Source organism: Patulibacter americanus DSM 16676 (assembly GCF_000420025.1).
Classification (GTDB): domain Bacteria; phylum Actinomycetota; class Thermoleophilia; order Solirubrobacterales; family Solirubrobacteraceae; genus Patulibacter; species Patulibacter americanus.
In genome coordinates, this window is sequence record NZ_ATUD01000006.1 from 144,553 (window position 1) to 169,232 (window position 24,680).

Genomic DNA, 24,680 nt, shown 5'->3' on the forward strand with positions numbered 1-24,680 from the left:
CAGTGGCCGCATGGACGTGCGCGACACCACCTTGCCCGACGCCAAGCTGATCGTCCCCCGGGTGTTCCCCGACGACCGTGGCTTCTTCGCCGAGACGTTCCGCGAGAACGTCTTGGCTGACGCGGGCATCCACGACACCTGGGTGCAGGACAACCACTCGCGCTCCTCCTACGGCGTGGTCCGCGGCCTGCACTTCCAGATCGGCCGGGGCGCCGCCAAGCTCGTGCGCTGTGGTCGGGGCCACATCTGGGACGTCATCGTCGACCTGCGCAAGGGTTCGCCGACTTACGCCAAGTGGGAGGGCTTCGACCTGACCGACGAGAACATGCACGCGCTCTACGTGCCGGTGGGTTTCGCGCACGGGTTCTGCGTCATGAGCGACGTCGCTGACGTGCTGTACAAGCAGACGAACTACTACTCGGGCGAGGTCGAGCGGGGTATCGCGTACGACGACGCGGAGGTAGCCGTGCGCTGGCCCATCGAACAACCAAACATCGTGGTTTCCCAGCGCGACGCCGGGGGGCCGGCCCTTACCGATGTGGCGGGCGGCCTCGACTTCGTGTATTGAGCGCTCGTAAGACCGGAATCGGGGGGGCATCGAACCCCGGCCGCCGGGTAATTGAGAACATGATCACGCTTTGCTTGCCCGAGTCACTTAGCCGTCGCGCCATGAGGCGTGCGTTGGGCGCCATCGCGGCCGGTGCGGCGGCGAGCGCTTTCGCTGCAGATGCCCGCGCGGGGACGTATGACGTGTGGACGTGCCGAGCCCCCGACGGTGCGCCCGCAGCCACCGGTGACGCGGCTGGCGGTTGGGCGGCGGCTTCCTCAAATACCGCCGCCAGCGGGGGAAACACCTCCGAGGACAGCTGCGGAACGGGCGGAGCTCTGCGCTTGCGTCACGCTCACGCCGCACCTCAGCCGGCCAACTCGGCTATCGCTTGGCGGTTCGATGCGCCCGCGTCCACGCTAATTCGCGGCTATGCACTCGACCTCTCGGGCTTCGCTAGGCCTTCGATCCCCGGTGGAAGCCTGTTCGGCGAGATCGCCGTGCACACGTCTGACCAGCTCGACCCAAACTACGACGAGCGGTTCTATGGAAGTGGTTCGGTGGCGCGGCACACCCTGACTCGCACCGGGAAGTCCGCTCGATCACTTTCGGTACGCGCTGTCTGTTCAGATGCGGCGCTCAGCGGCGAGGTGTGCGCGCCCGGCGACTACGGCGCGGCAGTCCAAGTCGACATCCACCGGGCAACGGTCACGCTGGAAGACCGGGACGCCCCTACCGTGACGAGCACGGCCGGCGATGCGGTGGTAAGCCCGTCGTGGGCCGGGAGTGCTGGCATCTCCGTGGCGGCCACCGACCAAGGCGGCGGCGTGTATCGCATGGGTGTCGAGATCGACGGCGAGATCCGTGCCTGGGTGCCGCTCGCCGCCATGCCTTGTCGGTCGTCGCCAGCTACCGACCGGACGTTCGTGGCGCCGAAGCCCTGCCCGGCGACGGTCGGCGGCACCCAGACCATCTCCATGGCTGACTTGCCGGAGGGAATCCACTCCGTCCGCGTCGTGGTCGAGGACGCCGCGGGCAATCAGACCACCGCCTACGGGCCGGCGACAAAGACGATCACGCGCTCGAGCAGCCCGCCCGCGGGGGGGCCTACGCCGGATGACCTCGGCCCGCTCAACGGCGATCCGGCTGTCGCCACCGCGCGGTTGCGCGCATCGTGGTCCGGCACGGAGTCCACGACTCGGACTGTCCGGTTCAACAGCCGTCCGACGCTCCGAGGCCAACTCACGACGGTCGAGGGGCAGCCCATCAAGGGGGCCTTTGTGCGGGTGTCGATGACGCGGGCAGCGCGCAACTCGCCCGCGTTCGAGCGTGACTCGCTGCGGACGAGCTCGACGGGGCGGTTCAGCTGGAAGCTGCCCAAGGGCGTGTCGTCGCGGAGCATCCGCCTGAGCTACCACCAGCGCGTCCGTGAGCCGAAGGCCGCAGCCACGGCGAACCTGCGCCTCGTCGTCAAGGCGGGCCTCCGTCTGGGGCTGAATCGCCGCACGGTGCGCCGAGGTCAGTCCCTGACGCTCACCGGCACCGTGCTGGGGCGGCCGATGCCGAAGATCGGCAAGGTCGTGGAACTGCAGGCCCGGGACCGGGGCGGGAAGTGGATCACCTTCCGTACGGTTCGGACCAATCGGACGGGCCAGTTCAAGGCCCGCTACCGGTTCCGCAACCGTGGCCCCGCAACCTTCGAGATGCGCGCCCGAGCCCGGCGGTCGGGCGACTACCCGTACGCCACCGGTTCGTCGGCCATGCGGCGCGTGCGGGTCCGCTGAGCAGCGGCACAGACTGAGGGACCCGCGGGTCACCGTGCGGTCCCTCAGCTGCCGCTTTCCGCCATCCTGTCCCCGTGGACACCGACGTCGCCCCCGCGCCGCGCCGCGCGCAGTTCCTCCGCCGCCGCTTCCGCACCAGCCCAGAGCGCATGCTGCTCGCGGCCCGGCTGACCCTGATTGCCAACGTCGGGATCATGCTCACGGGCGCCCTGGTGCGGGTCACGGGCTCAGGCCTGGGCTGCTCGAACTGGCCGAAGTGCGAGACCCGGGTGCTGCCCACGGAGGCGCACGCGCCGACGTTCATCGAGTTCGGCAACCGGCTGCTCACCTTCGCCGACAGCGCGGCCGCGATCTTCGCGATCTTCTGCGCGCTCACGCTGGTGACGTACCGGCGCGAGCTGCTCTGGTACTCCGTCGGGATCCTCGGCGGCATCGCGCTGCAGGCGGTCATCGGCGGCCTCAGCGTGCTCTACAAGCTCGACTGGATCTGGATCAGCGCGCACTACATGGCCTCGGCCCTGCTGCTGCTCATCCCCGCTGCGATCTTGACGTGGAAGGCCGGGCAGGGGACGAAGGCGCCCCGCGACCACCAGGCCCCCGACGCCCTGACGGCCCGCGCCGTGTTCGCGCTGCTCCCCCTCGGCGCGCTCGCCCTCTGGGCCGGCACCCTCTCGACGGCCGCGGGCCCGCACGCCGGCGGATCCGCGACGGAGGACGTCGTCGACCGCTTCGACATCCACGGGACCGGCACGCTGGAGTGGGTCGTGCAGCGCCACGGGGCCATCGCGGCCCTCTTCGGCATCGGCATCATCGTCGCCTGGGCCATCGCCAAGCGTCAGGGCGCCGGGGAGCGCCTGACCCTCGTGCTCACGCTCGCCGGGATGCTGGTGGCGGTACAGGGCATGCTCGGGCTCATCCAGTACGGGCTCGAGCTGCCGGGTGGACTTGTGTGGATCCACGTGACCCTGGCCACCCTCACGTGGGTGACCGTCGTCTGGGCCTGGCTCGTGGCCGGGCGAGCGAAGCGCTTCGCGACCGGGGCCGCAAACCCCGGCGTCGCAACCGCGGGCTAGCGTCCCGCCGCGCCGCCGGCCTGCGGCGCGGCGGGCGCCGCCTGTCGCGGGCCACTTCGGGGCCGCTCCGTCCCCGCCGGACGTGCTCAGGCGCGCCCCCGCGATGGGGCGGTCCCCTTCTGAGCCGGCAGGCTGAACGCCGCGTCGATCGCCAGCACGACGGTCCACAGGCCGGCCATCGCGGTCAGCGCCTTCGTGCGATCGGCGTCGCCGACGAGGACCGTCGCGCCCATCAGCAGGCCGCAGCCGATGGCCCACGCCAGCGCGTGGCGCAGCCACGTCTGGCGCTCGGCACGCGTGCGCGCCGAGCCCGACGTGGGCTTCGGCGCGGGGGGCGGGCCGCCGGCCAAGCGATGGGCGACGCGCACGTCCGCCCAGGCGATGAATCGGCGGCCGAAGGCGACGCTGACCCCCAGGTAGACCGCCGCGAGTGCGTGACCCGTCGAGGCCGTGGCCCCGTCGCGCAGGTCGAGCGTCACGGCGGCGAGCAGCGCCAGGTCGACCAGCGGTGTCATGGCCAGCAGCAGCATCCCGAGGTCGCGCCGGCGGAGTGCGTAGCGGGTGAGCAGGCCGGCGGCGACGAGGACCCAGAAGCCGATCTCGGCGGCGGCGATGAAGGCGATCATGAATCTGTTCTAGCACGGTCGTGCGAGAAAGTGGCAGCACAGATGTGTCACCATGTGCCCAGTGCCGAAGCTCGTCGACCATGAGGCCCGCCGTCGCGACGTCGCGCACGCCGTGTGGCGCGTCGTCCGCCGGGAGGGGCTCGACGGGGCCTCCGTCCGGGCGGTCGCGGTCGAGGCCGGGTTGTCGACCGGCTCGATGCGCCACTACTTCGACGGCCAGGCCGACCTGCAACGGACGGCGATGGAGGAGCTCACGGCCCGCGTCGGGGCACGACTGGCCGGCCTGGATCCGAGCGGGCGGCCCCCCGAGGTGGCCCGGCGGATCGTCGCCGAGCTGCTGCCGCTCGACGATGAACGGCAGGCCGAGGCCGAGGCCTGGTTCGCGTTCGTCGCGCGGGCGCGGACCGACGAGGCGTTCCGCGAGCTGGCGAACCGGAGCTACGAGGGGTTGCGAGCGCTCGTCCGGCAGATCGTGGCGCTCGCGCAGGGGGTCGACCTCGAGATGACCCCGGACGCCGAACCGCCCGAGGTCGACGAGGTCGAGGTGGAGCGGCTCTTCGCGCTCCTGGACGGTCTGGTGCTGCACGCGGTGCAGCGCCCCGGGCTCGTCCCGGCCGAGACGCTGCTCGCCGTCGTCGACCGCCACCTGAAGGGGCTGATCGACGGCGGTTGAGTGGTCGCGAGGGCGCCGTCGGGCCCTGCCGCCGGCGCCTACCGCGGGCGGCCGGCTACTCGACCGTGACGCTCTTGGCCAGGTTGCGCGGCTTGTCGATGTCGCGGCCCAGGTGCAGGGCGGCGTGGTAGGCCAGCAGCTGCAGCGGGATGTTCAGGAGGATCGGGTCGAGCTCGGGCTCCGTCCGCGGCACGACGATGGTGCGCTCCGCGAGCTCCTTCGGCAGCTCCTGGTGCGAGATCGCGAGGATCGGGCCCTTGCGCGCCCGGATCTCGTGCAGCGTCGAGCGCTGCTTCTCGCCCAGCTCGTCGTCGGGGACGACCGCGACCACGGGCATGTTCTCGTCGATCAGGGCGAGCGGGCCGTGCTTGAGCTCGGCCGCCTGGTACGCCTCGGCGTGCATGTAGGCGACCTCCTTGATCTTCTGCGCGGCCTCGCGGGCGATGGGGTAGCCCCGCACGCGGCCGATGAACATCGCGTTGTCGAACTGCGAGAGCCACTTTGCGGCCTCGATGATCTTCTCCTCCTGCTCGAGGACCGCCGCGATCTTGGCGGGCAGCTCGCGCAGGGCCACGATCAGACGGTCGCCGTCGGCGGGGGAGAGGTCGCGGATGCGGCCCAGGTGCACGGCGAGCATCGCGAACGCCACGCACGTCGACGTGAAGCTCTTGCTCGACGCGACGGAGACCTCGGGGCCGGCGTGGATGTAGACGCCGCCGTTGTTCGCGCGGGCGATTGCCGAGCCGACCTGGTTGATGACGCCGAGGACGCGCGCACCCTTGCGGGTCAGCTCCTCGACCGCGGCCAGTGTGTCGGCGGTCTCGCCGGACTGGCTGACGGCGATGTAGAGGCCGTCGGGGTCGATGACGGGGTTGCGGTAGCGGAACTCCGACGCGGCCTCGGCGGTGGCGGGGATGCGCGCGAGCTCCTCGATGAGCTGGGCGCCAACCTCGCCGGAGTAGTAGGCGGAGCCGCAGCCGAGGATGTAGACGCGCTTGAACGAGCGCAGCTCGTTCGGATGCAGGTTCAGCCCACCGAGCTTGACGGTGGAGAAGCGCTCGTCCAGGCGGCCGGAGATGGCCCGCTCGACAGCCTCGGGCTGCTCGCCGATCTCCTTGCGGAGGAAGTGGTCGTGGTCGCCGAGGTCGAAGTCGTCCACGTCGAACTCGACGCGCTCCGAGACCTTCTGGACCGGGCGGGCGTCGAGGGTCGACGTCGTGAAGCCGTCGGGCTCGAGCACGGCCATCTCGCCGTCCTCGAGGTGCACGACCTGCTTCGTGTGGCGCACGATGGCGCCGACGTCCGAGGCGATGTACATCTCGTGCTCGCCCAGGCCGAGGACGATCGGGCTGCCCAGCCGGGCGACGATCACGCGGTCGGGGTGCTTCGCGTCGAGCACGGCGAGGCCGTAGGCGCCCTCGACCTTGCGCAGTGCCGCGCGCAGGGCGTCGGCCGGGTCGTCGTGGTCCTTCGCGGCCTGGCCGATCAGGTGCGCGACGAGCTCAGTGTCGGTCTCGGACTGCAGCTCGATGCCGTCGGCCTCGAGGGCCGCCTTGATGTGCGGGGCGTTCTCGATGATGCCGTTGTGGACGACGGCGAAGCGGCCGCTGAAGTCCACGTGCGGGTGGGCGTTCTCGTCCGTCGGTGCGCCGTGCGTGGCCCAGCGCGTGTGGCCGATGGTGGGGGAGCCCTTGAGCCGCTTGGGCAGGTCGATTTTGAGGTCCGCGATGCGGCCCTTGGCCTTGTGGGTCTTCAGGCCGCTCGGGCCCGCGACCGCGATGCCCGCGGAGTCGTAGCCGCGGTACTCGAGCCGCTGCAGACCTTCGAGGACGATGGGGACTCCGTCTCGGGAGCCGACGTAACCAACGATGCCGCACATGACTGGGGGATTCCTCCTACGTGTAGACGATCCTGCGCAGCTGCCGGAGCGACAGCGCAGGAGGGCTGAACAGGCGGCGACCCAACTCGGACGAGATGCGCGCGAACGCGTCGTCGTTGCGGATACCCCGCGATTGCAGTTCGGTGTGACGGCGCCGGACGAAGGCCTGCACGTCCTCGTCGAAGTACGCGAGCACCTCGGCGATGACGCGATCGGCCTCACCCGGGCTGAGCGACGTGGTGCGCGTGAGGTACGCCTGCAGCTCCCCGAAGTCGGCGCGGTCGGTCACGAGGGGCATCGTGGCACATGTGGACCCCTTTGCGGGGATCCTGCCCGAAATCGGGCAGAAATGAGTCGAACTGTGTCGGCTCTGTGCGCGATTGCGACGTGTTCGCGCCGGGCGCGCGCCGGTGCTGCGCAGGGTGCCGCGCGGACGGCCGTGGCAGGCACGCTCCTTTGGTGCCCGATCGACGGCTCCCCATCCCGCCCGTGCCCGGCTGGACCGTCCGCCCGGCCCGAGGGCCGTGGGGCCGCGCGCGCGGCCTGCTCGGCAGGCGACTGCTGCCGGAGCACGAGGGGCTGTGGCTCCCTGCGCGCTCCGTGCACACGGTGGGGATGCGCATGCGGCTCGACCTCGTGTGGCTCGACGAGCACGGGGCGCCGGTGCGGACGGACCGTGACGTCGGGCCGTGGCGGATCCGAACGTGCGTGCGGGCCCGCGGTGGCGTGGTCGAGGTGGGCGCGGGCCGCGGGCCGGCGCTCGCCGCGGCGCTCGGGCCCAAGCCCGGCTAGTCCTCGCGGTCCTGGCTGCGGCTGCGGGAGCCGCGGTAGACGAGCAGGCCGGCCATGCCCAGGACCACCGCCATGCAGACGCCGGTCACGAGGTCGGAGGACACGGAGGCGAAGACCATCGAACGATCGTACGCTCGTGCGGGCGCCACGCTACGCGCCCGTGGAGGACCGTGCACTAGGCTGTCCTAGGCCCGGAGGGCGTCCGAGTCGTGTCCGTCTCCCCGTCCCGCCCTCCAGCGTAGGCCCCCCTAGATGAGCGCCACGATCTCTCCTTCGACACCACATTCTCCCGCGACGGAGCCCGAGGACGCGTTCCTCGTCTCCGTGGTCATCCCGTGCCTGAACGAGGAGGAGAACATCGTCGCGGTGGTGACTCAGGCGCGCGAGGCGATCGCCGCCGCCGGGATCACCGGCGAGGTCGTCGTCGCCGACAACAACTCGACGGACCGGTCCGCCGAGCTCGGCGCCCAGGCCGGCGCCCGCGTGGTGCACGTGCCGACCCGGGGATACGGCGCGGCGTACATGGGCGGCTTCTCGGCCGCCAAGGGCAAGTACATCGTGATGGGCGACGCCGACCTCACGTACGACTTCCACGAGATCCCCAACTTCGTGCGCGAGCTCGACGGCGGCGCGGACCTCGTCATGGGCAACCGGATGAACAACATCCAGCCCGGCGCGATGCCGTGGCTGCACCAGTACGTGGGCAACCCGCTGCTCTCCGGGTTCCTGAACCTGCTCTTCCGCACCGGCGTGCGCGACGCCCACTGCGGCATGCGCGCCGTCCGCCGCAGCGCGTTGCCGGCGATGGACCTGCGCACCCCGGGCATGGAGTTCGCCTCGGAGATGGTCATCCGGGCCAGCAAAGCGAACCTCGACATCCGCGAGTTCGACATCCAGTACCACCCCCGCGGTGGCGAGTCGAAGCTCTCGACCTGGCGCGACGGCTGGCGCCACCTGCGCTTCCTGCTGGCGCACAGCCCGACGCACCTCTTCCTCATCCCCGGCCTGGTCATGCTGGCCATGGGGCTCGTGGTCATGGCGACCGTCGTCTCGGGGATCAACGTCTTCGGCCGCGACTGGAGCGTGCACACGCTGATGGGCGGGTCGCTCCTGACCATCATCGGCGTGCAGATCGTCTCGCTCGGCCTGTGCGCCCACGCCTACGGCATGTACTTCATGGGCGACGTGGATCCCTGGTTCGATCGCATGCGCAGCCGCTACCGGCTCGAGCACGGCCTGGCCATCGGTGGCGCCGTGATCCTCCTGGGCCTCATCGCCGTCGCGGTCATCCTCATCCGCTGGGTCGCCGACGACTTCGGGGCGCTCAGCCAGGTCAACCTGGCGATCTCCGCCGTGACGGCCATCGTCATCGGTGTCCAGATCTTCTTCTCGAGCTTCCTGCTCTCCATCATCGGGCTGCGGCGAGCCCAGTAGGTGTCGTCGGTCTCCGAGACCTCGGCACGCAAGCGTTCGCGGGGCATGAGCGTCCTGTTTCCCGGGTCGCGCATCGTCTGGCTTGCGGCACTTGTGGCCGTCGTCGTTGGCGGCTTGTTGACGGCCCGGGTCCTGAACGCGAAGGTGCTTCCCCTAACGGGGACCAACTCGGTCGACGTGGCCGCTGTGATCGCGACGGCCGAGCCGAAGCAGCAGGTCTGTGTCCGCGACCTCGTGATTCCGGCGGGCACCGGGCGACTACAGGTGTGGATGGGTTTCCCGACCGCCCGCGGCGCTGTCGTTGTCCGTGGGGAAGTCCGCGGGGGTGGACGCGTTGTCCCGTTCAGGCAGCGGTTCAAGTCCGGCGGGGGCGACTGGAAGACCGTCACCCTTCCTGGCGGTGGTTCGCCGGGGGCCATGCCGGATGCAGACGTCTGTTTCCGCACCCCCAACAGCGCGATCGATCTAGGCGGCGCCTCGGTTCAGCGACTGCCCGACGCGCCCGTCTCGACCGTAGGCCGTGAAGAGCTCGCCAGCGTCGATGTCGGTGTGCGGTTCCTGACGCCCGTGGGGCAGGAGCCCCGCGCGGTGTCACAGCTCGACGATGCTCTACGCCGCAGCGAGGTCTTCAAGGCGTTCCCGGGGGGCAGCCTGGTCTTGTGGCTGGTCCTGCTCGGGTTTCCTGCAGTCCTCTACGGCGCGGTGCGCGTAGCCGCGACGGTCGACGGGCGCAGTGCGCGTGGGCTCGCAGTGAGAGCCGGGGGGCTCGCTCTGTTCGCGGGCGTCGCTTGGGCGGTGATGATGCCGCCGTTCTTCGGTGCCGACGAGAGCGAACACGTCGCGTACGCACAGCACATCGCAGAGACGAACCGTCGTGCCGACGCCGCGCGCACGGCGCGCGCGCCCTATTCGTCGGAGGAGACCCTGCTTCTCGGTGCGTTGCACCACAACTCGTCCATCCTGAGTGGCGGCGGACGGCCGCGGTGGGACTCGTCCTGGGAGCGTCGCTTCGACGATCTCGACGACGATGTCCGGCAGGACGACGGCGGTGGTTTCACCGAGAGCGCGTCCGGGCACTCCCCGCTCTACTACGCGATCGCAAGCGTGCCGTACCGGGTCTTGGATGGGGCGATGAACCTGCCCCAGCTCAACGTCGCCATGCGGGTCTGGAACGCCCTGCTGGCCTCGGTCGTCGCCGTCTTGGCCGTGCTCGCTGCGGCGCTGGTGTTCCCGCGGGCCCGCGCCGCCTGGTGGGTCGCAGGCTGCACGGTCGCTCTGCAGCCCGTGGCGAGCTCGGTGGCCGGCACCGTCAACAACGACACGCTGGTCAACGTCCTGGCCGCGCTCGTGATCTACCTCCTCCTGCACGCCTGGCGTCATGGGCCGCGGTTGGGCTCGATGGTCGCGCTGGGCGTGGCTACGGTGCTTCTGCCGGTTGCGAAGGTGACGGGTTTCGCGCTCTGGCCCGTCGTCGTGGTCGGCATCGTCTGTGTAGCGGTGCGGCATCGTGGGGCCCGGCCGGCACTGTTGCGCCTCTTGGCCCTCCCCGCCGCGGCCGCTTTGGCGGTACTTCTCTGGATCGCCGTGGTCTCCCCGCTCCTGGGCGGGGGAACCGGAGCTCTCTACAACGCCCACCCGGCCGAGCCTGTGGTGGGCGGAGGAGCGGCGGTCGCGGGCATCTCCCGAATCCAGCAGGCCCAGTACCTTCTGCAAACGGTGCTGCCGGGGCCGGTCTTCGGGGCCGATCTCTTCGTCCAGCAGTGGCCGCTGTTCGGCATCTACGTCGAGCGCGGGTGGGGCAGCTTCGGGTGGCTCAACGCGAGTCTCAACGACAGGACCATCAAGGCGATCGGCCTGCTACTCGGGGTCGCGTGGCTGCTGGCAGCGGTCGCGGCGCTTCAACGGCGGTCCAACATTCGTCAGTGGTTTGGCAGCGCCCTGATCCTCGGAACCGCCGTCGCCAGTGTCGTCGCGTTCGTCGCGGTGGCGTATGCGACGACTGCGCCGCGACCCGTGTACGGCGAGCAAGGCCGCTACCTCTTCCCAGCTCTCGTAGCCCTCGGGGTGTTGGCCGGGGCCGGCGTTCTGGCGTTCCGTGATCGCGGACGCCAGATCGTGCTGGGGCTCGTGGCCGGGGGGATGCCGACGCTCGCGTTGCTGGCATGGATGACCGCGCTCACCACGTGGTTCGTGTGACCGACGCAACCACGGCACTCGAGTGATCGACGTGGTGATTGCGTGGGTGGCGACCTTCGCAGTCGTTGCCGCAGTGTCCGGGGCGTTCGGCCTGATGGTGGCGCGCGTGGCTGGCGCGGACCTTCCGGGCGAGCTCGTGGTGGCCATCGGATTCTGCGCCTTCATCGTCCTCGCAGACCTCTCGACGCTTGCCGGTACGCGGACGGGTCTGTTCAGCGCCGCAATCCTGCCGCTCGCTGCCGTGGCGGCCGTAGTCGAACGCCGCGGGTGGCGGCGGCCCGTCGACCGCCCGGTATGGGTCGGTGTCGGCGTCGGCGTGGGGGTGCTCACCCTCCCCTTCCTGCTGCACGGCTCTGCTGCCTTCGGCGGATACGGGGTGCTGGGTGACACCGCCGTACAAATGCTCGGCGCCGAAGTCCTTCCGCGCACTGGGCGAGCCTCGGTGCCTCTGCAGCCGTCGTCGGTCTCGGCGACGCTCCATGCGTACTTCGTGGGTGCGGGATACCCGGCTGGCCCCCAAGCGGCGCTCGGGATCCTCGACCGCACACTCGGTCTCGACGTCTTCAAGGGCTACGCCCCCTTCATCACGGCGACGGTCGCCATCGTCGGTCTGGCGGCTGGGTCCCTGCTGGACCGGTCGCGGTACTCGAGCATCGTTCGCAGCGCAGTCGCGCTCGTAGCGGTCGCGGCGCCGCTCCAGGCGGCCTATGTCTGGCAAGGGAGCCTCAAGGAGGCAACAACTGCTGCAGCGGTCGTCACGACGGCCGCCGCGGGATCATGGTGGTGGCGTCAGCGCCACGCTCCCCGGTTTGCCCGCGCGGGCGTTCTCGTCGCTGTCCCGGCCGTCGCCGCTATGAGTGCGTCGAGCGTCGGGGCCCTGCCGTGGATCGGGCTGCTTGCGCTCACCCTTCTCGTGGCGCTCGCGGTCGCCACGGAGCGCGAAGGTCTTGGGTGGCGGACGCTCGCCGCGGGGGCCGCCTCCGTCGCGGTGATCGTCATCGTCCTGGCCGCGCCCACGATTCTGGCCCTGCGGGAGCTCCTGGGTGTCGCTCCGACGGTGCTCACCGCCAAGGTGGAGCTGGGCAACCTAGTGCGTCCGTTGCCCGCGTGGCAGACCTTCGCCCCGTGGCCGATTGAAGACTTTCGGCTCGATCTGCACGGTGCGGCCAAGGCCGTGGGCTGGGTGGGCGGTGGGGCCATGCTGGTCGCCTGCGTCCTCGGCGTGTGGAGCGCCGTCACGCGGCGCTCGTGGGGGCTACTCGCCTGGCTCGGCGCGGCCCTGGGCGCGTGGCTCGTCGTGAGCGTTTCGGGCTCGCCGTGGGCGGAGGCGAAGGCGATGGTGCTCGCCGCGCCCCCTGCCTTCGCCATTGCGTGCCTGGCCGCCGCCGAAAGCCGTCGACGTTGGCTGCTTCTCGTGCCGGTAGGCGTCCTTGTCGCGACGGTGCCGTTCCACGCCGCAGGTGTGGCATTGGCCCCGATCGGGCGCCTCGAGCAGCTTCGTAGCCTCGATGCGCGCATCGACGGTCGCGGCCCCACGCTCGTTCTCGAGTTCGACGAGTTCGCCAAGGTCGCCCTGCGCCGCTCGTCGCCCACCGTGATCGGCGATCCATGGCAGGCCCGCCCGGTTCTGGGGCGCGAAGGACAACCGTTGGGTCGGCCTGCAGACTATGGCGGCCCGATCGCCCCGGGGCAGATCGCCGACAGGTCGCTCGGGCGTTATCGCTGGGCGATCGTGCCCAAGGCAGCCGGCACGACCGCCATCTCTGGATTCCGCAACGTCGGGGCCACGGCCGACTACGTCCTTCTGGCACGTGCGACCGCGCCCCCGGATTGATTTACCGGAGTGCGGCGCGAAGACCGTGCTCGACACGTTCGGCCGCCGTCTCCCACGTCTGCTCCGCTACGAACTCCAGGCCTGCACGTGAACGCTCGGCCCACTGGCCCCGGTCGTCGAGAAGCCGCTCCATGGCGTCCGCCAGGGCCGGCACGGTGGGCTGGGCCAGGTCGACCGGCGTCGCTCCGCCATAGGCGACTTCGCTGCTGAACCCAGCGACGTCGACGCACGGCAGGCCGCAGGCAAGCATCTCCTGTGGGACGAGCGAGTAGTTCGTCAGCGACAGCGTGAGTCCCACCGTCGACTCGCGGTAGAGACGGGCGAGGCCTTCGGGCGGCAGCACGCCAGCGTTCTGATATGCGAACGGCAGCTCGGGGGGCTGGGCCGAGCCAAACCCCACCACCCGTACGTCCCCCCGGCGCCGCAGCAGCTCGCTGAGCGCCATGACTGCCAAGGGACCTGCGCGTCGAGGCGTCGAGGTCCGGGCGTAGAAGGCCACGGTGTCGCGTCGTCGCTCGACGTCCTCGCTCGGACGGTAGATGCCATGGTCTACCCCGAGGTCGAAGAACGTGCTCGGGCCGCCGTGCTCTCGTTCGAGCAGATCGGAGAGCCATCGACTCGCGCAGATCGGGTGGAGCCCGTAGGAGTAGGTCCGATTGGCCCAAAGACGCTCCGCCGACGTGGCGAAGAACTCGGGCTCGTGGTCCTGGACCAGGTACGCGCGAGCGCCCGTGCGCGGCAGCCGGAGGGCCGCGTAGACCGTGTCCCATCCGGTAGCGAGCGCGACGCTGGTTCCGCGCCAGTCGCCGAAGCCGACATGGACCGTCGCCTCGAGGTGTCGGAAATGCCGACGGATGTCGGCTCGGACATCGTCGGCGGTCTGTCGGAGGTGCATGCCGAAGGGGTCATGCAGCCAGATCGAGCAGCGGTGTCCGAGGCGCTCGAGCTGTTCGATCAGCGTGAAGATCGTCGAATGACCGCCGCTACCGGGCCGGAACCCCGGGACGATGACTGCGATGTCGAGCGCGGGGGTCGAGGCGTCGAGGCGCCAGGCTGGATCCAGCGGGATGACGCCATGTGTCTCGACTTCCGCGACGACTGCGTACGGTGTCGAGAATGGAGCGGGGCCGACCCGGGTGGTCTCGACCGCGGACAACGGTAGGTCAGCCGGCGTCTTGGGCGGGGCCGGAGGGACGGCCTCGACGCTCGCGGCTCCGCCGCGGCGCTCGAGCGAGACGAGCCGGCGTACCGGGGCAGGTAGGGACTCGGACCGGCCGCCTGCGAGTCCGGCAATGCGGCGACCGCCGTGGTGTCTTGCCGAGCGGAGCATCCACCGGCGCCGGGTGCCGACGGGCACCCCGAGATCCTTCAGCCAGCCGGCGTCGGCGCGCGCCTCGGCGAGCGTGTCGCGGAGCATCCCCCGCGGGTAGAACGACATTCGGTATCCGGCCGTCTCGCGCAGTCCCCGGTACTCGTCGAAGTACCGGCGCATGAACGACACCCACGGGTAGTCGTGCGCGTGCAGCACCGCCGCTCGCGGCTGATACGCCTTCGCCCAGCCACCGGCGTAGGCGTCGCGCGCGAAGGCCTGATCCTCGGCGTAGCCGACATCGCGGAAGGGGATCTGGAGCAGCGCGGAGCGGCGGTACGCCGCGTTCGCGTTCGACAGGAACTCGGGGTGCCACCCGGGCTCGTCGTGCCGGTGGTGCACCTGCACCCGGCCGCTGGGGGAGAACGGGCCGAAGAAGTCGATGAGCTCCCGGGCGATCATCGGGCTCGTGTCGGGGCGGGGCAGGTGCGGGCCGAACGCCGCCGCGATCCGCTCGTCCTCGGCGAACGCATCGACGTAGGCCTGCAACCAGCCGACGACGGGCGTGGCGTCCTGCGTGAGGAAGCAGACGATGTCGGCGGAGACCTCCCCGACCGCCAGGTTGCGGGTGCGGCCGTGCCCGAACGTCGCCGGATCGATCTCGAGCACCGTGGCGCCCGCGGCGCGCGCTGCGGCGACCGTGCCGTCGGTCGAGCCGGAGTCCACCACGAGGAACTCGTCGGGGCGCTCGCGAGCGATGGCGGCGAAGACCTCGGCCACAAGCGGCATCCCGTTCTTGGTGGGCACGACGACGGCGGTGGTGGGGGTCGGGCGGGAGTCGGTCACTCCGCCACACGCTAGCGGTGCCCCCGGGAGGGTGAAGCCCGTCACGCGCCGGGGGACTACGCTGTGCGGTCGTGACTGAGTCCGCGCTCGTCGTCCAGGACCTCGAGAAGACGTTCCGGATTCCCAAGCAGCACGTGCATACGCTCAAGGAGCGGATGTTGCACCCGCTGCGCTCCACGGACTACCGGGAGTACCCCGTTCTGAAGGGGGTCTCGTTCGAGGTCCAGCGTGGGGAGTTTTTCGGCATCGTCGGCCGCAACGGCTCCGGGAAGAGCACGCTGCTCAAGTGCATGGCGGGCATCTACCGCCCGGAGCGCGGGCGCATCTCCGTGGCCGGTCGGCTCGCCCCGTTCATCGAGCTCGGCGTCGGCTTCAACCCCGACCTGACCGCCATGGACAACGTCGTGATCAACGGCGTGATGATGGGCCTCTCCCCGAAGGAGGCCCGCCGGCGCTTCGATGAGGTGATCGAGTTCGCCGAGCTCGAGGACTTCCTCGACATGAAGCTCAAGAACTACTCCTCGGGCATGCAGGTCCGGCTGGCGTTCTCCGTGATGGTCCAGGCGTCGGCCGACGTGCTCCTGATCGACGAGGTCCTCGCCGTCGGCGACGCCGCGTTCGCCCAGAAGTGCCTCGACGTCTTTTACCGCCTGCGCGACGAAGGGCGCACGATCATCCTCGTCACCCACGACATGAGCGCGGTCGAGCGCTTCTGCCATCGCGCGATGTTTCTGCACGACGGCGAGATCGAGCTGATCGGTGACCCCGCCGCGGTCGGGCGGGCCTACCTGGCCGCGAACTTCGCGACCCCCGAGCAGCCCGAGCCCGTGGGCGAGCTGCTCCCGGTCGAGGTCGAGGACGAGCCGGACGTCGAGGCCGAGCCCGAGGTTGAGCCGCCGTCCCGCACCACGGAGCGCGTCCTTGCCGAGCTCAGCGTGGAGGATGCGGCAGGAATGCCCGTCCGCAGCCTGCCGAGCGGCGAGCCCGTCCAGGTCCGCGTCGAGCTGCAGGCGCTTCAGCACATCGAGCACCCCGTGCTCGTCGTCCAGCTGCGCGACGCGGAGCACGCGGTCGTCACCGGGGCTCTCGTGTTGCTCTACGAGCACGGGCCACTCACCCCCGGCCAGCGCGTCCGGGCCAATGTCGAATGGGACGTCGTGCTCGCCGACGGGCACTACGACCTCGGCGTCCTGCTCACGCAGGGCACCGCCGAGGCAGACGTCGTGATCGACGCCCGCAACGCGGGCGAGCTCATCGTGCACTCGGCGACCCGCGAGACCGTCGGCGCGGTGACCGTGCCCACGCGCGTCGCGGTCTCGAACATCCAGACGGAAGGCGTCCGATGAGTCTCGAACTGGAGCCCGCCGCGTCGGTCGCCCCCGCCCCGCTCCGCGAGATCCGCGGCCCCGCCGCCCTGGGCGGCGGCTTTCGCCGATTCTGGTCGCTGACCTGGATGGTCGCGATCACCGAGTTCCGGCTCTCGTACTTCGGCTCGGTCCTGGGCTACCTGTGGACGCTGATGCGCCCGCTGATGATGTTCGGCGTCTACTACACCGTCTTCACGCAGATCGTGCCGCTCGGGAAGGACATCCCGAACTACCCGGCGCTGCTGCTGATGAACATCATGCTGTACCAGTTCTTCGCGGAGGCGACGTCGAACGCCGTCCAGTCCGTCGTGGTCCGCGAGAACATGGTCCGCAAGATGCAGTTCCCGCGGATGGTCATCCCGCTGTCGGTGGTCGTGACCGCCCTCATGAACCTGGCCGTCAACCTCGTCGCCGTCTTCGTCTTCGTGCTCGCCAACGGCGTGCCGATCCGCTGGACGTGGCTGCTCCTGCCGGTAGCCCTGATCCCGCTCATCGTGTTCACGACCGGCGTGGCGATGGTCGTCTCCGCCGCCTTCGTCCGTTACCGCGACGTGCTCCCGATCTGGGGGGTGTTCACGCAGGCGCTGTTCTACGCCTCGCCGGTGCTCTACACCGTCGAGAACACGAAGGAGCCGATCACCTCTGTCCTCCAGGTCAACCCGCTGACGGGGATCATGGAGGGCGTCCGCTACCTCGTCGTGGACGCGCGCGCGCCGGGAGCGATCACCTCGTGGGGCGGCTTCCCCCAGGCCCTGATCCCCATCGGGATCATCTGCTTCGTCTTCGTGTTCGGCCTCTGGTACTTCAACCGCCAGGCGGCCACCGCCGCCGAGCTGCTCTAGGGCGCGGAGCGGCCGGCCCGCCCGGAAGTAGCATGGCGCGGTGCCCATCACGTTCACCCTGGACCTCGAGGACCATCGGGTCGGGACGCCCGCCCCGGTGCGGTGCGCCCGGCCCACGCACGACGTGCTGCGCTGGCTCGATCAGCACGGCGCGCGGGGGACGTTCTTCGTCGTCGCCACGCTCGCTCACGAGGCGCCCGAGCTGATCCGGGCCGTCGCCGACGCCGGTCACGAGGTGGCGCTGCACGCCCTGCACCACGTGCCGATCGCCGAGACGGGCGAGGCGCGGTTCCTGCCGGAGCTGCGCGAGGGCAAGGCGATCCTCGAGGACCTGACCGGCCGGCCCGTCGTGGGCTACCGGGCCCCGATCTTCTCGCTCACCGCGCAGACGCCTTGGGCCCCCGCCGCGTTGACCGAGGCCGGGTTCACCTACTCCTCCAGCGTGCTGCCCGCCAACAACCCGCTGCACGGCCTCGCCGGTGCGCCCCGCACCCCGTTCCGTTGGGCCGACGGGCCGGTCGAACTGCCCTGCCCGGTGTTCGGGCGCGGCTCTGCGACCGTGCCGTTCCTCGGCGGGGTCTACCTGCGGTACCTCCCCATGCCGATCGTGGAGTTCGTCGCCCGCCGCGCCGGACGCACCCCGGCCGGCTGGGCGTACACGCACCCCTACGACTTCGACACCGAGGAGCCGTTCGAGGTCCTCCCGCACGCGGGGTACGTGACGAGTCGCATCGTCCACCACCGCCGGCGGGGGACGCTGAAGCGCGTCGACCGGGTGATTGCCGCCGGCGGTGGGTTCGGTCCGCCCCTCGCCGAGCTGGCGGCGTCGCTGCCGGTCGACCGCCTGCCCACGTACTCCATCGAGCCCGGGGCCCCTGCGGCCCCGCGATGACGGGCTTCGATACGTTCCTGCAGTGGTTCGACTGTCCCGAGAGCACCCGTGGCGGGCGCGTGTCGCCTCCATCGGGCGGTCGCCCTGGCTCCGCGTGGTCATCACCGTCGCCCTGCTCGCCGTGGTGGCGCGCCAGATCGACTGGTCCGCGATGCAGGACCGCGTCGAGAACGGGCATCCAGCTTGGGCCCTCGCGGCGGTCGCGCTCGTCATGGCGGCCCTGACCGTGGGTGCCCTGCGGTGGAAGCTGTTCCTGCGGGCGGCGGGGCTCGACCTGACCGTTCGCCAGATCGGCCGCGTCTATGCCGTCTCGACGTTCACGAGCACCTTCCTGCCGACCTCCGTCGGTGGCGACGTCGCACGAGCGCTCCTGGTCGCGCGCCGGGGCAGCGCCTTGGCCCGCGCCGGCCTCACGGTCGTGCTCGACCGCGCCGCCGCCTTCGCTGGCCTGCTGGCTGTCGCCTTGGCCGCACTGGTGCTCAACCGCGACGCGGTGCCGACCGTGCAGGTGCATTCGCTGGTCGTCGTGCTCGTCCTGTGCGCCGTCGTCGGCGCCCTGGCGTTGCTCCTGATCGTGCGTCCCCCCGCCTGGATGGCGCGGCGCCTGCCGCAGCGCGCGGTGTCCCCGCTCCGGGAGGTCCGACGGATCAGTCACGCCTCCATCGCCGTGCCGTCCGTCGCGGCCGGGGTGGCCGTGAGCAGCCTGCTCTTCCAGGTGCTGATCGTGCTGCAGATCTGCGCGATCGCCCGGGCGTTCTCCATTGACCTGACGTTCTCGGCCGCGGCGGTCGCCTTCACCCTGGTCACCCTCGCGATACTCATGCCCGTCTCGATCGGAGGCTTCGGCATCCGTGAGGGCAGCTACATCGTCCTGCTCGGGGCGTCCGGCGTGTCGTCCACCGACGCCACGCTGATCTCACTGGCAACGGTCGCCGTCCTCTTCGTGGCCAGCGTGCCCGGAGCCGTCCTCCTGGCCATGCACGGCATGCGCCCCGCTCTGGAGTCCGCATGAGCGCTCAGGCGGTACTCATCGCCCTCGGCGGCGCGCTGCTGCTCGCCTCCACCGTGGTGCTCGTCCGCCGGCAGCTGCTGACGATCCGCTACGGCCTCGGTTGGTCCGTCGCCGCGCTGTTCGCCATCGTCGGAGCCCCGGTCCTGGATGCCCTCGCGGACCACGTGGTGCGCGACTTCGGGTTCACGCCGACGGGCTTCTCCCTCGGCGTCTTCATCTCATGCCTCGCGGCCATCTGCGTGCAGCTCTCGATCTCGGTCTCCGGCATGCAGCGGGTCGCCCAGGACCTCGGCGAGTACAGCGCGCTGCTTGAGCAGCGGGTTCGTGCCCTCGAGGCGCAACGCGCGCCGACCGCTCTAAACGCCGACGCGGAGCGCACACCGTGACAAGGCGCGTGCTGATCTTGATCCCGGCACTGAACGAGGAAGCCACGGTCGGCGGCGTCATCGCACGCGTCCAGGGCGCCGGGTTCGACGCCTGCGTCATCGACGACGGCTGCACGGACCGCACGGCCCACGTGGCCCGGTCGGCCGGCGCTGCCGTGCTCAGCCTGCCGAGCAACCTCGGCGTCGGTGGCGCGCTCCGGTGCGGGTTCCGGTACGCCCTGCTCAACGGCTACGACACGGTCGTGCAGGTCGACGCCGACGATCAGCACGACCCCGCGGCGATCGACCGCCTCCTGGCCACGATGGACGAGACGGGGGCCGACATGGTCGTCGGCAGCCGCTTCCTCGACGGGCGGGGGAGCTTCGCGGTCAGCCGCACGCGTCGGGTGGCCATGCGGGTTCTCGCGTGGCGCGTACGTGCGGCCCTGGGGACACCGATCACCGATGCCAGCTCGGGCTTCCGGGCCATAGGTCCGCGGCTGCTCATGCGGTTCGCCTCGGACTACCCCACGGAGTACCTTGGCGACACGGTCGAGGCGCTCGTGATCGCGGGCCGCGAGGGCGCGACGGTTGTCGAGTGTGCGGTCGAGATGGCGCCGCGCACGGCCGGCGTGGCGAGCGCCGGCGTCGTCGCGAGCACGTGGTACGTGCTGCGCGTCCTGCTGGCCGTCGAACTGATGCCCCGCCGCGCGCGCGGCGGCTCGCACACAGCGCTGACCCCTCAAGGAGGATCGCGATGAGCGACGAACCGACCAGACTGCTCCTCCGCGAGGTGTTCCCCGACTCCGATGTCGCGGACGCCGGCTATCTGCGGTGGCTGTACCGCGACGCCCCGAACGGCCCCGTCGTCGAGACGAACGTCGACGACGACGCCGGGCGCGCCGCCCACTACGCCCTGGTGCCCTGCCGGTTCGCGACGCCCAAGGGCGAGATCGGCGTGGCACTTTCCCTCAACACCGCGGTCGCCGAGCGGGCGCGCGGGGGCGGCGTCTTCACGCGTCTGGCGGAGGCCACGATCGACCAGGCGCGTGAGCGCGGCATGGTGGCCGTCGTCGGCGTCGCGAACGCCAACTCGACCCCAGGCTTCCTGCGCCGCCTGGGCTTCACGCTGCTGGGGCCGCTGCCCGCGACGGTGCTCGTGCCCCGGCCCGGCCGCGGCGCGCGCATCGCCTCGGCGACGGCCGACGGGGTCGGTATCGCGGGAGACCCGGCGATCGGCGCGTTGCTTGCGGACGCGCCGCAGACGCGACGGGGCGTCGAGCCCGTCTGGACGCCCGAGACGCTCGCCTGGCGCCTGCGGTCCCCGCGACGGACGTACGCGGTGCACCGCGGGGACGGTCTCCTGGCGGTCTCGACGGTCGAGCGTCGGTCCGGGGTGAACGTCGGGGTGATCCTGGCCGTGTTGGCCGACCACGACGTGGCACGTGACGAGGCCGACGCCCTGGTGCGGGCCGTCTGCCGGCATCACTCGGCTCCTCTCGCCCTGCACGTCGGTCGGCACGCGGGACTCGAACTCTCCGGGATCCCGCTGCCGGCGCGCCTACGACCGTCGCCTCTCAACCTCATCTTCCGGTGGCTCGACGACGAGCAGCGGGCGGCCCCGCACGTCGGACGCTTCGAGTTGCTGGACTTCGATGCGTACTAACTGGTCCGCCGCACGCGGTGGCCGGCGAGAGGAGCCTGCACGATGAGCCTGGCCGCGGTGCTTGGGTGCGCGGCGCTCATCGTCGGTGCCTCCCTCCTCGTCGGTCAGCTGATCTGGAGGGTCTGCGGCGCGACGACGTGGCAGTGGTCCGCCGGCCCTGTGGGCCTGGCCGCGCTGCTCGTCGCCGGCCCCCCGTCGCTCCACATGCCGGGGCGTATGGCGTTCGTCGCCGTCCTCGTCCTGTTCCTGTCCGTGGCGGGGGCGGTGCTGCTCGTTCGCCGGCCCGCTATGCGCCCGCCACTGTGGGGCCTGCTGATCGCGGTGCCCACGCTGCTGCTGGTCCTCGTGCCGTTCGCGGCCAACAGCCGCGTCGGACTGCTCGGCGTGTCGTTCAACAACGACATGGCCGCCCACCTGCTGCTCGCCGATGCTCTGCGCTCGCAGGCGGTCGCCGACGTCTCGCCGCTGCTCGCCTGGTACCCGCTGGGCCCCCATGCGGTCGCGGCGTTCGTTGGCGCGGGGACGGGGGTGGACACCGACGTGGCGTTCACCGCCTTCACCGTCGCTCTGCCGGTCCTGACCGCCTTGGCGGCGCAGCACTTCGTGCGCGACCTCGCCTGGTGGGCCCGACCGATCGTCGTGACGCTCGCGGCCATGCCGTACCTCGTGGCGGCGTACTACGCCCAGGGTGCCTTCAAGGAAGTCGCCATGGGCACGCTGCTGGTCGGCACCGCGGTGGCGGCGACTGCGGCGCACCGCTCGGGCTCCGTCGCGCGGTTCGTGCCGGTCGGGGTGTTGCTTGCCGGGATCGTCTCGATGTACGGGTACGTCGGTCTCGCGTGGCCCGTCGCGGGCCTTGGGCTGCTCGCCCTCGCCTGGGCCGTCGGTGCGGTGCGCGCCGACGGATGGCGGCCCGCGGCCCGGTGGCTGCTTCCCTCCGCCCTGCTGGGCTCGCTCGCGATGCTCGCGCTGCTCGTGCCCCAGGCACCCCGCATCAAGCGGTTCTACGAGTGGAGCGCCAACGCCGGTATCCGTAAGGACGACATCGGCAACCTGGCCGGGCCGATCGACCCGGAGGAGGCGCTCGGGGTCTGGCTGCAGGCCGACTTCCGCTTCCCGGCCACCGGATGGGTGACCGAGGTCGGCGTGATCGTCGTGATCGCACTCCTGCTCCTCGGCCTCGTCCGCGCCGTCCGGCGCCGCGAGCTCGCCCTCGTCACGATGTTCGTCGCGGCGGTGCTGGTCTGGTTCCTGAGCCGCCCGGGGCAGTCGCCCTACACCGTCGCCAAGGCACTTGCCATCGCGGCGCCCTTCGTGTTCCTCATCGTGGGACGCGGGGCGTTCGCGGCATTCAGTGAGGCCCGTGTCGAAGGCCGGGTGCGTCTTGCGCTCGCCGCCCGCGGTGTCCTCGTCGTCGCGGGCGCGGCCGTGGCGACCGCGGCCGTATGGTCGAGCGTCGGCGCCCTCCGGTACGGCCAGGTGGGCGACCGGACGCACTACCGCGACCTGAGCGCACTGCGCCCGGTGGTGAAGGGCGGACCGACGCTGTATCTCGGCGTTGACGACTTCGTCGCCTGGGAGCTCCGGGGCGTGCGCGTCACGCAGCCGATGTTCGCCGGCCCGGACTTCGCCCTCCGGCCGGAGAAGGGCTGGGCCTACGGACAGAGCTACGACGCCGACACCATCGAGCCCGCGACGTTCGACCGGTTCACGTTCGTCGTCGCACCCAGGAACCCGGCGGCGAGCTCGATGCCGGCGAATTTCCGCGTCGTCGCCCGCCGGGGCGTTTATGACGTGTATCGCCGGACTGGCCCTACGCCGGACCGTCAGGTGCTGGAGGAGGGCCAGGCCGGCGCGACGGTCCTGGACTGCCGTGTCCCCGACGGTCGTCGGCTGAAACGCCGCGGCGGGACGGCGGCAGTCCGGCCGCCTGCCGTCTCGGTGCCGCTCACGCCGATGGTGCCGGGTGATCGGGTCGACACGGGTGTGCGCCTGACGAAGGGGACGTGGGACCTCGCCCTGCGGTACACGAGCCCCCGGGCCATCCGTCTGCAGATCGGCGATCTCGACACCCTGCTCCCGCCGGCGATGGAGCGGGTCGGTTCGGTCTGGCCGGCGGGGGCCGTTCGGGTCGCACGCACGGGTACGGTGCCGCTGCGGCTGACGGCGGACCGTACGCGCGTCGGCGGCGACAACGGCAGCGTCGCGCCGACCGAGCTCGTCCTGCAGCGGCGGGGGAAGACCCGGATGGTGCCGCTGGCCGACGCCTGCGGCAAGCCGGTCGATTGGTACCGGGGCGCACGCTGATGGCGGAGCCTTCCCGGGAGGACCCGCTGCAGCCGTCGCACGTCTGGATGGCCTACACGGGCATGCTCGGGCGCGAACCGTCGCCGCCCGAGATCGAGCACCAACTCGCCTCCCTGACGACGACGGGCGAGCTACTCGACGTCATCATGGGATCCGAGGAGTACGCGGCACGGGTGAAGGCCACGCCGGCTGCCGTGCCGACGTCTCCCCCGCCGTCGAGGATCAACTGGTGGCACCCCGACTCGGCCGCCCACACGCACGCCGTCGGGACGGTCTCCGAGGGCGGGATCGCCGTCGTCGGCCACCGCGGCTGGCTGTTCCTGTGCGGCGGCAGCAACAGCATCCTCGGACAGTTCGTCGGCGACGTCCCGATGGACGACGATTGGGCTCGCGGCTGGATAGGGCTCATGGAGCACCGGACACGGGAGATGGGCCGGGGCGGTCGGCTGACCGCGTCGATCGTGGTGCCCGACAAGCTGGCGGTCTACCAGGAGGACTACCCGACGGAGTTGAGGCCGCATCAGGCACGTCCCGTCGAGCGGCTGCTCAACGAGTTCTCGCTGCCGCTGATCTACCCAGCTGACGAACTGCGGGCGGCTCGTGGCGACGGCCCCGTGTACCTGCGGACCGATACGCACTTCTCCTACCGCGGCAATCACGTCCTCTACGCCGCCGTGATGGCCGAGCTTGGCCTGCAGCCGCTGCCGTTCTCATCCCTCGCGGCCACGGTGCCGCACGTCGTCAGCGGCGACCTCGGGTCGAAGTTCGGCCCTGCGATCGTCGAGGTCGTCGAGGCGCCGGGGACGATGGGCACGGCCACGGTGGTCGAGGACAACCGCGACGAGGTCGCCCGGACGGGCGGCCACATCGGTTCCCGGCGCGTCTACCGCAACGAAGCGGCGATCGACGACCGATGCGTCGTGCTCTACGGCGACTCGTACGGGTTCGGCTCCACGGCCTACCAGGGGCTCGGCTGGTTCATGGCCCAGCACTTTCGCGAGGTGCACTTCGTCTGGACGCCGTTCGGCTGGGACGGCGCGTACGCTGACCGGGTCGGCGCGCAGATCGTGGTGTCCGAGACGGCGGAGCGCTTCGTCCCGCGGGTTCCCGCCCGCGACGTGGACGTCGACGCCCTCGTTGTGGCCGCGGTTTCGCGCGCCGGTGGCGTCAGCCCCGACGCCGTCTTCACCGACCGCCCCCACCGGGGCTAGCGGCGCCCCGCCCGGCACCAATCCC

Annotated in this window: 22 protein-coding genes; 17 read left to right on the forward strand and 5 right to left on the reverse strand. The window is 71.0% G+C overall.

Annotation, left to right across the window (positions count from 1 at the left end):
* Positions 1 to 10 precede the first annotated feature (10 nt).
* The 3 genes from rfbC to F593_RS0111690 all read left to right on the forward strand — a co-directional run bounded on the left by rfbC (position 11) and on the right by F593_RS0111690 (position 3,404).
* Positions 11 to 568: a dTDP-4-dehydrorhamnose 3,5-epimerase gene (gene rfbC / locus F593_RS0111680; RefSeq protein WP_022928937.1), complete on the forward strand. Its 558-nt coding sequence runs from the start codon at positions 11 to 13 to the stop codon at positions 566 to 568.
* A gap of 479 nt (positions 569 to 1,047) precedes the next feature.
* Positions 1,048 to 2,331, forward strand: coding sequence for a hypothetical protein (locus F593_RS0111685; RefSeq protein WP_157251752.1), 1,284 nt, complete (start codon positions 1,048 to 1,050; stop codon positions 2,329 to 2,331).
* A gap of 74 nt (positions 2,332 to 2,405) precedes the next feature.
* The gene (locus F593_RS0111690) at positions 2,406 to 3,404 is read left to right on the forward strand and encodes a COX15/CtaA family protein (protein WP_022928939.1); all 999 of its coding nucleotides are present in this window, start codon (positions 2,406 to 2,408) and stop codon (positions 3,402 to 3,404) included.
* Positions 3,405 to 3,490: 86 nt separating this feature from the next.
* Here F593_RS0111690 and F593_RS0111695 read toward each other — a convergent pair whose 3' ends face one another.
* Complete coding sequence (locus F593_RS0111695) at positions 3,491 to 4,030, reverse strand: hypothetical protein (RefSeq protein WP_022928940.1); 540 nt, start codon at positions 4,028 to 4,030, stop codon at positions 3,491 to 3,493.
* Between the two features lie 61 nt (positions 4,031 to 4,091).
* Here F593_RS0111695 and F593_RS0111700 point away from each other — a divergent pair, with 61 nt between their 5' ends.
* Positions 4,092 to 4,703 (forward strand): TetR/AcrR family transcriptional regulator, encoded by a 612-nt coding sequence (locus F593_RS0111700; RefSeq protein ID WP_022928941.1) that lies wholly within the window; start codon positions 4,092 to 4,094, stop codon positions 4,701 to 4,703.
* A 55-nt stretch (positions 4,704 to 4,758) separates the two neighbouring features.
* On the opposite strand, the gene glmS is transcribed toward F593_RS0111700, so the two are convergent.
* Both glmS and F593_RS0111710 read right to left on the reverse strand, forming a co-directional pair.
* The gene (glmS, locus tag F593_RS0111705) at positions 4,759 to 6,582 is read right to left on the reverse strand and encodes a glutamine--fructose-6-phosphate transaminase (isomerizing) (RefSeq protein WP_022928942.1); all 1,824 of its coding nucleotides are present in this window, start codon (positions 6,580 to 6,582) and stop codon (positions 4,759 to 4,761) included.
* Positions 6,583 to 6,598: 16 nt separating this feature from the next.
* On the reverse strand, positions 6,599 to 6,880 hold the full coding sequence (locus F593_RS0111710) for a hypothetical protein (RefSeq protein WP_022928943.1): 282 nt from the start codon (positions 6,878 to 6,880) through the stop codon (positions 6,599 to 6,601).
* Positions 6,881 to 7,071: 191 nt separating this feature from the next.
* Here F593_RS0111710 and F593_RS30345 point away from each other — a divergent pair, with 191 nt between their 5' ends.
* On the forward strand, positions 7,072 to 7,374 hold the full coding sequence (locus F593_RS30345; RefSeq protein ID WP_033207181.1) for a DUF192 domain-containing protein: 303 nt from the start codon (positions 7,072 to 7,074) through the stop codon (positions 7,372 to 7,374).
* Here F593_RS30345 and F593_RS31080 read toward each other — a convergent pair.
* Positions 7,371 to 7,493 (reverse strand): hypothetical protein, encoded by a 123-nt coding sequence (locus tag F593_RS31080; protein WP_022928945.1) that lies wholly within the window; start codon positions 7,491 to 7,493, stop codon positions 7,371 to 7,373. The genes F593_RS30345 and F593_RS31080 overlap by 4 nt on opposite strands.
* A 133-nt stretch (positions 7,494 to 7,626) precedes the next feature.
* Between F593_RS31080 and F593_RS0111725 the strand changes: the two genes are divergently transcribed.
* The 3 genes from F593_RS0111725 to F593_RS0111735 are packed head-to-tail and all read left to right on the forward strand — an operon-like array spanning position 7,627 to position 12,838.
* Positions 7,627 to 8,808 carry a glycosyltransferase family 2 protein gene (locus F593_RS0111725; RefSeq protein ID WP_022928946.1) on the forward strand — a complete coding sequence of 394 codons (1,182 nt, stop codon included), beginning with the start codon at positions 7,627 to 7,629 and terminating at the stop codon, positions 8,806 to 8,808.
* Positions 8,809 to 8,853: 45 nt separating this feature from the next.
* Positions 8,854 to 11,004 carry a DUF2142 domain-containing protein gene (locus tag F593_RS0111730; RefSeq protein ID WP_157251756.1) on the forward strand — a complete coding sequence of 717 codons (2,151 nt, stop codon included), beginning with the start codon at positions 8,854 to 8,856 and terminating at the stop codon, positions 11,002 to 11,004.
* 22 nt (positions 11,005 to 11,026) lie between these two features.
* Positions 11,027 to 12,838, forward strand: coding sequence for a hypothetical protein (locus tag F593_RS0111735; protein ID WP_022928948.1), 1,812 nt, complete (start codon positions 11,027 to 11,029; stop codon positions 12,836 to 12,838).
* A gap of 1 nt (position 12,839) precedes the next feature.
* On the opposite strand, the gene F593_RS0111740 is transcribed toward F593_RS0111735, so the two are convergent.
* Entirely contained in the window at positions 12,840 to 14,993 is a 2,154-nt protein-coding gene (locus tag F593_RS0111740) for a rhamnosyltransferase WsaF family glycosyltransferase (RefSeq protein ID WP_022928949.1), read from the reverse strand.
* Between the two features lie 71 nt (positions 14,994 to 15,064).
* On the opposite strand from F593_RS0111740, the gene F593_RS29885 reads away from it, so the two are divergent.
* From F593_RS29885 to F593_RS0111785, 9 genes are read left to right on the forward strand one after another with little or no spacing between them, the layout of a single operon-like run.
* Positions 15,065 to 16,339 carry an ABC transporter ATP-binding protein gene (locus F593_RS29885; protein WP_022928950.1) on the forward strand — a complete coding sequence of 425 codons (1,275 nt, stop codon included), beginning with the start codon at positions 15,065 to 15,067 and terminating at the stop codon, positions 16,337 to 16,339.
* Positions 16,336 to 17,202 (forward strand): ABC transporter permease, encoded by an 867-nt coding sequence (locus F593_RS24630; protein ID WP_022928951.1) that lies wholly within the window; start codon positions 16,336 to 16,338, stop codon positions 17,200 to 17,202. Before F593_RS29885 ends, F593_RS24630 begins: the two co-directional genes overlap by 4 nt.
* Before the next feature lie 40 nt (positions 17,203 to 17,242).
* Positions 17,243 to 18,094, forward strand: coding sequence for a DUF3473 domain-containing protein (locus F593_RS24635; RefSeq protein ID WP_022928952.1), 852 nt, complete (start codon positions 17,243 to 17,245; stop codon positions 18,092 to 18,094).
* Between the two features lie 22 nt (positions 18,095 to 18,116).
* Positions 18,117 to 19,106: a lysylphosphatidylglycerol synthase transmembrane domain-containing protein gene (locus F593_RS0111760; RefSeq protein ID WP_169449188.1), complete on the forward strand. Its 990-nt coding sequence runs from the start codon at positions 18,117 to 18,119 to the stop codon at positions 19,104 to 19,106.
* Positions 19,103 to 19,492, forward strand: coding sequence for a DUF2304 family protein (locus F593_RS0111765; RefSeq protein WP_022928954.1), 390 nt, complete (start codon positions 19,103 to 19,105; stop codon positions 19,490 to 19,492). The genes F593_RS0111760 and F593_RS0111765 overlap by 4 nt, the downstream gene beginning before the upstream one ends.
* Positions 19,493 to 19,500: 8 nt before the next feature.
* Positions 19,501 to 20,232, forward strand: a complete 732-nt coding sequence (locus tag F593_RS24640) for a glycosyltransferase family 2 protein (RefSeq protein ID WP_033207087.1) — start codon at positions 19,501 to 19,503, stop codon at positions 20,230 to 20,232.
* Positions 20,229 to 21,137, forward strand: coding sequence for a GNAT family N-acetyltransferase (locus F593_RS0111775; RefSeq protein WP_022928956.1), 909 nt, complete (start codon positions 20,229 to 20,231; stop codon positions 21,135 to 21,137). Before F593_RS24640 ends, F593_RS0111775 begins: the two co-directional genes overlap by 4 nt.
* 42 nt (positions 21,138 to 21,179) lie before the next feature.
* Positions 21,180 to 23,444 carry a hypothetical protein gene (locus tag F593_RS0111780; protein ID WP_022928957.1) on the forward strand — a complete coding sequence of 755 codons (2,265 nt, stop codon included), beginning with the start codon at positions 21,180 to 21,182 and terminating at the stop codon, positions 23,442 to 23,444.
* Positions 23,444 to 24,655, forward strand: a complete 1,212-nt coding sequence (locus F593_RS0111785; protein ID WP_022928958.1) for an alginate O-acetyltransferase AlgX-related protein — start codon at positions 23,444 to 23,446, stop codon at positions 24,653 to 24,655. The genes F593_RS0111780 and F593_RS0111785 overlap by 1 nt, the downstream gene beginning before the upstream one ends.
* Positions 24,656 to 24,680: the final 25 nt, after the last annotated feature.

Excerpts from the sequence above, each read along its gene's own strand:
- F593_RS0111710 (WP_022928943.1), bottom strand. The coding sequence starts at position 6,880 with ATGCCCCTCGTGACCGACCGCGCCGACTTCGGGGAGCTGCAGGCGTAC.
- rfbC (WP_022928937.1), top strand. The coding sequence starts at position 11 with ATGGACGTGCGCGACACCACCTTGCCCGACGCCAAGCTGATCGTCCCC.
- F593_RS0111775 (WP_022928956.1), top strand. The coding sequence starts at position 20,229 with ATGAGCGACGAACCGACCAGACTGCTCCTCCGCGAGGTGTTCCCCGAC.
- F593_RS0111765 (WP_022928954.1), top strand. The coding sequence starts at position 19,103 with ATGAGCGCTCAGGCGGTACTCATCGCCCTCGGCGGCGCGCTGCTGCTC.
- F593_RS0111725 (WP_022928946.1), top strand. The coding sequence starts at position 7,627 with ATGAGCGCCACGATCTCTCCTTCGACACCACATTCTCCCGCGACGGAG.
- F593_RS0111780 (WP_022928957.1), top strand. The coding sequence starts at position 21,180 with ATGAGCCTGGCCGCGGTGCTTGGGTGCGCGGCGCTCATCGTCGGTGCC.
- glmS (WP_022928942.1), bottom strand. The coding sequence starts at position 6,582 with ATGTGCGGCATCGTTGGTTACGTCGGCTCCCGAGACGGAGTCCCCATC.
- F593_RS0111695 (WP_022928940.1), bottom strand. The coding sequence starts at position 4,030 with ATGATCGCCTTCATCGCCGCCGCCGAGATCGGCTTCTGGGTCCTCGTC.
- F593_RS0111730 (WP_157251756.1), top strand. The coding sequence starts at position 8,854 with ATGAGCGTCCTGTTTCCCGGGTCGCGCATCGTCTGGCTTGCGGCACTT.
- F593_RS24630 (WP_022928951.1), top strand. The coding sequence starts at position 16,336 with ATGAGTCTCGAACTGGAGCCCGCCGCGTCGGTCGCCCCCGCCCCGCTC.
- F593_RS0111785 (WP_022928958.1), top strand. The coding sequence starts at position 23,444 with ATGGCGGAGCCTTCCCGGGAGGACCCGCTGCAGCCGTCGCACGTCTGG.
- F593_RS31080 (WP_022928945.1), bottom strand. The coding sequence starts at position 7,493 with ATGGTCTTCGCCTCCGTGTCCTCCGACCTCGTGACCGGCGTCTGCATG.